Origin of the sequence: Evansella tamaricis (genome assembly GCF_019042215.1) — a bacterium.
Lineage (GTDB): Bacteria > Bacillota > Bacilli > Bacillales > Salisediminibacteriaceae > Evansella > Evansella tamaricis.
This window is the reverse complement of sequence record NZ_JAHQCS010000052.1, coordinates 1-3,650: the sequence shown is the minus strand read 5'-3', so window position 1 is coordinate 3,650 and position 3,650 is coordinate 1. Positions and strand designations below refer to the sequence as shown.

At 47.8% G+C, this 3,650-nt stretch carries 1 protein-coding gene; it reads right to left on the bottom strand.

The window, feature by feature from the left end; all coding sequences use genetic code 11:
- Positions 1 to 2,638, bottom strand: a 2,638-nt coding sequence (locus KS419_RS24760; RefSeq protein ID WP_425514150.1) for a SpaA isopeptide-forming pilin-related protein, incomplete at its 3' end; no start/stop codon positions are given.
- Between the last annotated feature and the right edge of the window lie 1,012 nt (positions 2,639 to 3,650).

The window sequence follows — 3,650 nt, the reverse complement described above, 5'->3', positions numbered from 1 at the left end:
CGCCTGGGTCCACGTTTTCGAAAGTAGCTGTCCCGTTTTCGTCTGCGATGGCTGTGTCGATTACGTTGCCGTCTTTATCATATAGTGTTACTTCGTTGCCTGGTGTTGCTCCCGTTACTTCGATTACTCCTGGGTTTGGCGTAGTGATCGTTACAGGTTCAGGTTGAACATCTACTTTATTCGACGGAGCACTTTCTACTCCGTTTTCCGTTTGTGTCACGGTGTAGTCTTGGCCTGGGTCCACGTTTTCGAATGTTGCTGTGCCGTTCTCATCAGCGATGGCTGTGTCAATCACGTTGCCATCTTTATCATATAGTGTTACTTCGTTTCCTGGTGTTGCTCCCGTTACTTCGATTACTCCTGGGTTTGGAGTAGTGATCGATACAGGTTCAGGTTGAACATCTACTTTATTCGACGGGGCGCTTTCCACCCCGTTTTCTTTTTGCGTGACGTAGTAGTCTTGGCCTGGATCCACGTTTTCGAATGTTGCTGTGCCGTTTTCGTCTGCGATGGCTGTGTCGATCACGTTGCCATCTTTATCATATAGTGTTACTTCGTTGCCTGGTGTTGCTCCCGTTACTTCGATTACTCCTGGGTTTGGAGAAGTGATTGATACAGGTTCAGGTTGTACGTCTACTTTATTCGACGGGGCACTTTCTACTCCGTTTTTCGTTTGTGTCACGGTGTAGTCTTGGCCTGGATCCACGTTTTCGAATGTAACTGTGCCGTTCTCGTCTGCGATGGCTGTGTCGATTACGTTGCCGTCCTTATCATATAGTGTTACTTCGTTGCCTGGTGTTGCTCCCGTTACTTCGATTACTCCTGGGTTTGGAGTAGTGATCGTTACAGGGTCTGGTTGAACGTCTACTTTATTCGACAGGGCGCTTTCCACTCCGTTTTCTTTTTGTGTAACGTAGTAGTCCTCGCCTGGATCCACGTTTTCGAATGTTGCGTTGCCATCTTGGTCAGCGATGGCTGTGTCGATCACGTTTCCGTCTTTATCATATAGTGTTACTTCGTTGCCTGGTGTTGCTCCCGTTACTTCGATTACTCCTGGGTTTGGAGAAGTGATCGAAACAGGGTCTGGTTGAACGTCTACTTTATTCGACGGGGCGCTTTCTACTCCGTTTTCTTTTTGCGTGACGTAGTAGTCCTCACCTGGGTCCACGTTTTCGAATGTGACTGTGCCGTTCTCGTCTGCGATGGCTGTGTCGATTACGTTGCCGTCTTTATCATATAGTGTTACTTCGTTTCCTGGTGATGCTCCCGTTACTTCGATTACCCCTGGGTTCGGAGAAGTGATTGTTACAGGTTCTGGTTGAACGTCTACTTTATTCGACGGGGTGCTTTCTACTCCGTTTTCTTTTTGTGTGACTTCATAGCCATTTCCTGGAGGGACGTCGTCAAAAATATATTCTCCGTTATCATCGGCGATTCCCCTGTCGATTTCATGGCCGTCTTCATCATATAGAATGACTTCGCTGCCTGGAGTGGCATCGGTTACTTTAATTTTGCCAGGTTCTGGGCTTTCGATTGTCACTTGGTTGGGCATGACAGTCACGGATCGAGTGACTGCGTCTGCTGAGTTTCCGGCTGCGTCTTGAACATTGTATGTGACTCCATATACACCTGGTACAGATGTATCGAAATTGTTTCCAGTTGTTACGATGTTGCTTGTGATGTCACCCCCGATGGCATCCACTGCGGTTGCACCGGCATCACTATAGTTTTCCCCAGAGGTGATTCGCACTTCGGCTTCGCCTAGTAAGGTGATCACGGGTTTGCCGGTGAGTACGGTGAAGGTGGTTGTTGCGGTTCCTTCTGCGCCGTGGTCGGTAACGGTCACGTTGGCGGTGTGTTGGCCGTCGGTGAGGTCGTCTTCGACAGTCACGGTCCATGCGCCATCCTGGGCAGTTGTGCTGTAGGTGTTGTTTCCGATCGTCACTTGGACGGTTGCGCCGTCGTTGGCGGTTGTTTCACCGGTGATGTCCGGGCGGTTCGTGTTCAGGCATGTGCCATTCTTTGGTGTAGTGATGGTCACGTCGGGTGCACCGGGTGCGGCGCGGTTGACGGTGACGGTGTATGTTGCTGTTGTTGTGCCATCTGCTGCTGTGATGACGACCGGGATCGGGTTGTTGCCGACGGTGAGGCCGGTCACTTCGTGTGCGGTTCCGTTCGTTGCGCTCGTGCCGTTGATGGTGATGGTGGCGTTGGCGTCGGATGTGGTCGCTGTCAGGTTGATTTTGTCTGTGCTGAACGGGACGTTGACGGTGTAATCTTTCTGTGATTCTGTGAACGTTGGGCTGAGCTCGTATCCGCCTCCAACGGTAAGGTTGGACAAGTGCGCGTTGTCGCTCGGCTCCGGTGTTGGATCTGGCTGTTGTGACGACGTCGTCACGGTGATAGTCCAGTCTTTTGTTGATCCGTCTTCTGCGATGACAGTGTATATCACAGGGCTGGTGAAATCGTTGGCGGTTTGTTCGCTAGTTTGTCTCGTGCCGTTGACGGTTGCGCCTTGGGCATTAGGTGAGAGTGTGAAGTTTGCGACTAGGTTGGTCAGGTCGGTACCTTCGGCTAATACGATATTGATTGTGCCAGCATCCGGGTTTTTGTTGGAAGTAATTTCTTCTTTTCCCATAAATCTGTAAGAAAGGATATCCTTGGCGGAGGAATATTCTGATCCTATTGCTAAAGGTGTCCCAGACGCCGAGTCATACGCAAAGAAGCCGTTATCAGGTGCTCTATCTTGAATATTAGAATTAAAAGCAGCTCCTGCTGTCCGCTCTAACCATAATGGAAATACAGCTCCATTTTTAATATGTCCCATGCCTAAATCCTGAAATGTTGAAAATGGGAATTTGGCAACGATGGTTATATCTGCACCTTCTGTAAATACTCTTGCATAACTATCAGGAAGATATTGTTTTAAGTTATTTCCTGTTTCTATAGACAATGACATTCCATTACTTTGAGTAAATCCTACCCAAGCGATGACATCTCGATCAGTAATTCTTCTTTCTATAGTTGATAGATTTTCCTCTGTTATTTGCTCATTTAATAGTGTCAATCCAAATCCGGTATTTCCAAAGCGATTCTGACTGCCAGTGAATGCAGCATCATATCTTACATAAATAAAGTCTTCATCGTTTGTAACATAGACTTTGAGTAGATCGATATCCCCTTTGTGGTCTCCGGGAGGATCTGTAAAGTAATGTACGGAATTCCAAGATTCTAGATTATCCAAATCTATCGTCTGCTGGCTAGCAGATAAGTTGTCAGAGTTAACAGATATGCCAGCGATCATGATAAGGAGTACGATTATCATAACGGATGGGCGTTTCATGAATTTCATAAAGGATTTACGGAAGTGGATGGTCCTTCTTGGTGGGTATGTGCTAGTTTGGGATTCCATTTTTAATCACTCTTTCTTTTAAGTGTATTTATTTAAACAGTGCTGGTCTGCATTTGTGGGCTTGGGTTCGGACAATTCGCGGCGATTTCTTGGTTCAGTTGTCCGAACTTACGGCTAGTTCGGACAGTTCATCGCGTTTTCCCGCTTCAATTGTCCGAACTCACGGCCGGTTCGGACATTTCACAGCCATTTCCGGTTTCAGTTGTCCGAACTTACGGCTAGTTCGGACAGTTCACGG